This window comes from bacterium (assembly GCA_040755795.1).
In the GTDB taxonomy this organism is placed as follows: domain Bacteria; phylum UBA9089; class CG2-30-40-21; order CG2-30-40-21; family SBAY01; genus JBFLXS01.
This window is the reverse complement of record JBFLXS010000259.1, coordinates 1-5,706: the sequence shown is the minus strand read 5'-3', so window position 1 is coordinate 5,706 and position 5,706 is coordinate 1. Positions and strand designations below refer to the sequence as shown.

Here is a 5,706-nt window from a genome sequence, read left to right as displayed (position 1 = left end):
TTAAGAAATGAGTCAAGCAGGGATTTTAAATATTTGTTTTGAATATCAATAGACTTAATATAATCAAATAACTTATCCACATCTTTTGAGGTTTCAGGCAGGAAATTACCGATGTCATACGCATCTATCTTATAGAGCTTACTTACATTTAATTGCAATTTATCGTTGAATAATTCAATTCGACCTTCTAATAAAACAACATCTTCTTCTTCAAACCTTAAGGCAACCTTCTCGGCATTATCCCACACCTTTGCCTCCATCTGCCCGGTTTTATCTCCAATGACAAGCATTAGAAACTTACCTGGCTTATTTTTGAAATCCCGAAGTTGCTTTTTATAAACCATAAATTGACTATTTACCACATCATGATCTTTTAACTCAGTGATAAATTGTTTTGGCATACTCATTTCCTCCTTTCATCTTACATCCCTGACTGCTAATACCTGATGGCTAAACGCTTACTATCTCCAGACTTAAATCCAATGCCTTAGAAGAGTGTGTCAAAGCACCAATCGAGATAATATCCACCCCAGTAGAGGCTATTTGATGGACATTCTTTAGACTGACCCCGCCTGAGACCTCAATCAAAATATTCTTATTGCCCGCCTTAATGATTTTGACTGCCTCCCGAATCATCTCAAAACTCATATTGTCCAGCATAATTACATCTACTCCCAGTGCAACTGCCTCTTTTACCTCATCTAAATTTTTAGTCTCCACCTCTATCTTCATTCCACGAGGTGGGTTAAGTTGAACCTGTTTGATAGCGGCTGTAACGCCGCCAGCGATTTTGAGATGATTATCTTTAATTAATATGCCATCATATAATCCAAAACGGTGATTATTTCCCCCCCCTATTTTGACAGCATATTTTTCAATCGCTCTCAAACCGGGATGAGTTTTCCGCGTATCATAGATTTTTGCCGGATAAGGTTTTACTGCCTCAACAAATTTAAAGGTTGATGTGGCTATCCCGGATAGGTGTTGTAAAAAATTTAATGCCACCCTTTCTCCAGCTAAAATATCCTGTGCCTTTCCTTTGATAGAAGTAATGACATTTCCTTTTTTAATCCACTCTCCATCTTCTACCTTTTTCTTAAATCTGGTCTTTTCATTTATCTTTTTAAAGACGATGCACGCTATATCTAAACCAGCAATAATACCCTCTTCATTGGTAATAATTTGAGCCTCAATTACAGGTTCTTTTGCCAGACATAGGGCTGTGGTTATGTCCCCTTTTCCTATATCTTCCTTAATAGCGGTATCAATCAGAGTTTCTAAGTCCAATAATTCCATAGTCTTACGCCTCTGGTAATTTTTGTTTCCAGATGGCAACTTTTATTGCCACCAGTAAGAACATAAATAAAGGGATAATATTTTGGGGACGCTGTCCCCAAGCCCCTGCTGGAGGATTGCAACCCCCCAGCCCCCCTTTATACTGTTTGCCCTTAATGAAAATAATATTTTAAACTCATCACTAACTTATCGCGTTTTGAGATGTAAGATTCTAACTTTTCTTTTTCTTTATCAACCACCTCAACCGGGGCTCTTGTGATAAAATCTTCATTGGATAATTTCGCCTCAAGTAAGTTTAATTCCTTTTCTACCTTTGAAAGTTCTTTACTCAATCGCTCTTCTTCTTTACCTAAATCAACAACTTCGGCTAATGGGACATAAATGTCAACTCCTTTAACGATGATTACAGCGGCTCCAAATGGCCTGGTGGCATCTAAATCAAAGATTACTTCAGCCGTATGAGTCAAAAGTGTCACATAGACGATATTTTCTTCCAATGGGGCAAAGGGTTTACTTTTAATAATGAGTGTTTTAAATTTTACTTGAGGGGGTATCTTCATCTCTGAACGAATCGTGCGGATAGAAACAACTATTTCCTTAATCAAATCCATATCCTTTATTGAGTCTAAATCTATCTGGTCTGGATTGAATGTTAGCCAGGGAGTAACCATAATAGAATTTGTTGTCTTGTGAACAGGTAATTTCTCCCATAGTTCTTCGGTAATAAATGGCATAAACGGATGCAGAAGTCTTAAAATTGCCTCATAGGTATCTATTAATAACTGTTGTGTTATCTTCCTTCTTTGCCCTCCTAATTCTGGTTTGATTAATTCTAAATACCAATCACAGTATTCATGCCAGATAAAGTCATAAAGTATTTGAGCAGATTCATTAAAACGATATGAATCTATCCCCTCGGTTACCTTTTCGATTACCTGATTAAGTCGGCTTAGAATCCATTTATCGGCTAATGATAAAATTTTTGAATTTTGAATTCCGAATTCCGAATTTTGAACATAATCTTCTAAATTCGTCAAAATGAGTCTGCCGGCGTTCCATAATTTATTACAAAAATGTCGGTATCCTTCGATTCTTTCTTCGGATAAAAGAATATCCCTGCCTTGCACAGCCATAATTGCCAGTGTAAATCTAAGTGCATCTGTGCCGTATTTATCAATTACTTCCAGTGGGTCAATGACATTGCCTCTGGATTTACTCATTTTTTGTCCTTCGGCATCTCTAATTAAGGCATGGATATAGACCTGCTTAAAAGGGACATTGCCCATAAATTTCAATCCCATCATCATCATCCTTGCCACCCAGAAAAAGATAATATCAAAACCAGTAGAAAGCACGGAAGTGGGATAAAATGTAGATAGGTCTTTTGTCTTTTCCGGGTAGCCGAGTGTGGAAAATGGCCATAATGCTGAGGAAAACCAGGTATCAAGCACATCCTGGTCTTGAATCAATTCATTACTGCCACACTTAAGACATTTAGTTGGGTCCTCTCTTTCCACTAAAGTGGCTTTACATTTTTGACAATACCAGACAGGTATCTGGTGTCCCCACCATATCTGTCTTGAGATGCACCAATCTTTGATATTCTCCATCCACTCAAAATATGTCTTTTCCCAGTTTTTAGGGATAAACTCTGTCCGACCAGATTGGACGGCTTCAATCGCTGGTTTAGCCAGCTCCTTCATTCGGACAAACCACTGTTGGGATAAGTAAGGCTCAATAATTGTATCACAGCGATAGCAATGTCCGACTGAGTAGGAATATTCTTGTCTTTTAACTAACAATTCTTGTGCCTTTAAATCTTCGACTAATCTTTTTCGACATTCGTATCTATCCAGTCCCTGGTAATGACTTGCATTTTCATTCATTGTGGCATCTGGATTGAGAATATTGATTTGCTGAAGTGAGTGCCTTTTACCAATCTCAAAATCATTTGGGTCATGTGCTGGGGTAACCTTCACTGCCCCTGTGCCAAATTCAGGGGTAACAAAGTTATCACCTATGACTTTAAGCCTTCGACCTAAAATAGGCAATATCACTTCCTTGCCAATCAGGTGTTTATATCGTTTATCGTCTGGATTAACCGCAACGGCTGTATCGCCTAACATTGTCTCCGGTCTTGTTGTTGCAACGATTATTGCCTGGTCGTTGTCTCCGGGATATTTAATATAATCCAGGTGGCCATTTATAACTCTATACACCACTTCAATATCGGCTAATGCAGTTTGGCATCCTGGACACCAATTTACAATATAATAATCCTGGTAGATAAATCCCTGTTGATAAAGCGAGACAAAAACCTCTCGCACCGCTTTAGATAATCCTTCATCCATTGTAAATCGTGTTCTTGACCAATCGCAGGATGCCCCTAACCTTTTCAATTGTTCAATAATCAAATCTCCATATTGTCTTTTCCATTCCCAGACCCTTTGTATAAATTTTTCTCTCCCTAAATCGTGTCTTTTTAAACCTTCCTGGCGAAGTTGTTTTTCAACTACATTCTGGGTGGCAATACCGGCGTGGTCTGTTCCGGGAAGCCAGAGGGTATTATATCCTTGCATCCTTTTAAATCGGATTAAAATATCTTGAAGGGTATTATTCAAGGCATGGCCCATGTGAAGAGAGCCGGTAACATTCGGAGGGGGGATAACGATAGAAAATGTTTTTTTATCAGAGTTAGCATCGGCATAAAAATAGTTATTTTCTTGCCAGAATTTATACCATTTTTTTTCAACTATATGTGGGTCGTAAGATTTTGGAATATCCATTTCATTTGTCCTTTACCTTTATTTTTGTAACCGTTCAAGTAATCCTTTACCGCAGAGACGCAGAGAAACAGAGAGGGAAATATCTTTTTTTTGGTAACCGTTCAGCCGTGTCCATCAGATGGGACAATATTAACTCAAAACTCAAATGTCAAAACTCAAAACCTTAAAACTAATAGATTCATTGAGATTTATTGCGACTGATGGAGAAGCCTTTTTAGTTTTAAGTTTTTAGTTTTTAGTTGTAGTTTTGAGTTTTGCGTTTTGAGATTTGAGTTATAGGGATATATTTTTATCTATACCTGAACGGTTGTTACTCGCGTTTTTCGGTGTTTAAAAAGGCTTAAAAACAATTAGTCAAAAGGAAGTATTAAAAGATTAATAAACAACGAAAGACCCAAAATGCACAAAAAAAGGAAATTTCTGTCTCTCGTTAAATAGATTTTAATTTTTTCTCTGCGTCTCTGCGGTGAACGGTTACTTCTTTTTAGTCTTTTTAATACTTTCTAACGACTGAAATAAGCGGTGTGCGACTATCCCCCACCGTCAACTTCAGCGATTGGTTATCTATCCTTTTTGATTTTCATGGCTTCATAAACTTCGTCTGTTGGCAAATCTCTTTGTCTGGCCATTTCGTTTGCCAATTGGTCACATCGTTCGTTTTGCGGATTGCCATTATGTCCCTTTACCCATCTAAATTTCACATCGTGTCTTTCACACAACTCAAGTAACTCTGCCCATAAATCTGGATTTTCGGCCTTATTTTCTGGACTACGCATCCATCTGTTGGCGCGCCATCGCCTGGCCCAGCCTTTAGTAATACCGTGAATTACATACTTTGAGTCAGTCCAGATAACCACTGAACACTTGAACTTCAAAGCCTTGAGTCCAACGATGCAACCACGCAGTTCCATGCGATTATTAGTCGTCAGACGGTAACCCCCGGATAGTTCTTTCCTCCGCCCTTTGTGAAGGAGGACCACGCCATAACCACCGGGGCCTGGATTGGTAATAGCCGCTCCGTCGCTGTAAATCACTACCTTTCTTCTTTTAATCAAAGCATTGGAATCTTCAAGTGGTGAACACGCAGGTTTGTCGAGTAATTTAGGGACACGCTCCAATAGAAATGATGTTTCACCAACTTCCTTCAACCACTTATGTATTTCTTTCTGAGTGTAGAATCCTTTATAAAGCGATTCAGGAAATCCCACAACTTGCTCTGCGGCACCGCCTGGTCCATACCATTTATCGTAGATTCCCGGCTTATGCCCCTGGATGACTACATAGTATTGTTTTTTCTTTTTTTGGTTCATTTATTACAAAACCCGCCGTCTTCAGAATACCTTCTCGATTTTGGCGCAGCTAGTACAGCGTTCTCTAAATACATATAATAGTTATTAACGAAAAATTCTCATAGAACAGATATAGCAATAGGGTTGATGGTTGATAGTTGATACTCGATATTCAAGTTTTTTTTAAGATTAAGTGGTTTATCCTTTTTTAACCGCAAAGAACGCAAAGATTATAGTGCTCTGTTAAGATTGAAGTTGCATGTTACTTAGGTAATCGGTAATCAGTAATCGGAGATAACAGGCCATTGTTTTCTCTTCACCGATAACCTGATAAC

Annotated in this window: 4 protein-coding genes; all 4 read right to left on the bottom strand. The window is 38.3% G+C overall.

The window, feature by feature from the left end:
* Positions 1-401, bottom strand: a 401-nt coding sequence (locus AB1414_14205) for an OB-fold nucleic acid binding domain-containing protein (protein MEW6608575.1), incomplete at its 3' end; no start/stop codon positions are given.
* A gap of 49 nt (positions 402-450) precedes the next feature.
* Positions 451-1,296 carry a carboxylating nicotinate-nucleotide diphosphorylase gene (gene nadC / locus AB1414_14200; protein MEW6608574.1) on the bottom strand — a complete coding sequence of 282 codons (846 nt, stop codon included), beginning with the start codon at positions 1,294-1,296 and terminating at the stop codon, positions 451-453.
* 152 nt (positions 1,297-1,448) lie between these two features.
* Positions 1,449-4,082, bottom strand: a complete 2,634-nt coding sequence (locus AB1414_14195) for a valine--tRNA ligase (protein MEW6608573.1) — start codon at positions 4,080-4,082, stop codon at positions 1,449-1,451.
* A 560-nt stretch (positions 4,083-4,642) separates the two neighbouring features.
* Positions 4,643-5,392: a ribonuclease HI gene (rnhA, locus tag AB1414_14190; GenBank protein MEW6608572.1), complete on the bottom strand. Its 750-nt coding sequence runs from the start codon at positions 5,390-5,392 to the stop codon at positions 4,643-4,645.
* Between the last annotated feature and the right edge of the window lie 314 nt (positions 5,393-5,706).

What these genes read in the sequence shown, in the direction of transcription:
- rnhA (MEW6608572.1), bottom strand. Translation starts at nt 5,392, where the DNA reads ATGAACCAAAAAAAGAAAAAACAATACTATGTAGTCATCCAGGGGCAT.
- AB1414_14195 (MEW6608573.1), bottom strand. Translation starts at nt 4,082, where the DNA reads ATGGATATTCCAAAATCTTACGACCCACATATAGTTGAAAAAAAATGG.
- nadC (MEW6608574.1), bottom strand. Translation starts at nt 1,296, where the DNA reads ATGGAATTATTGGACTTAGAAACTCTGATTGATACCGCTATTAAGGAA.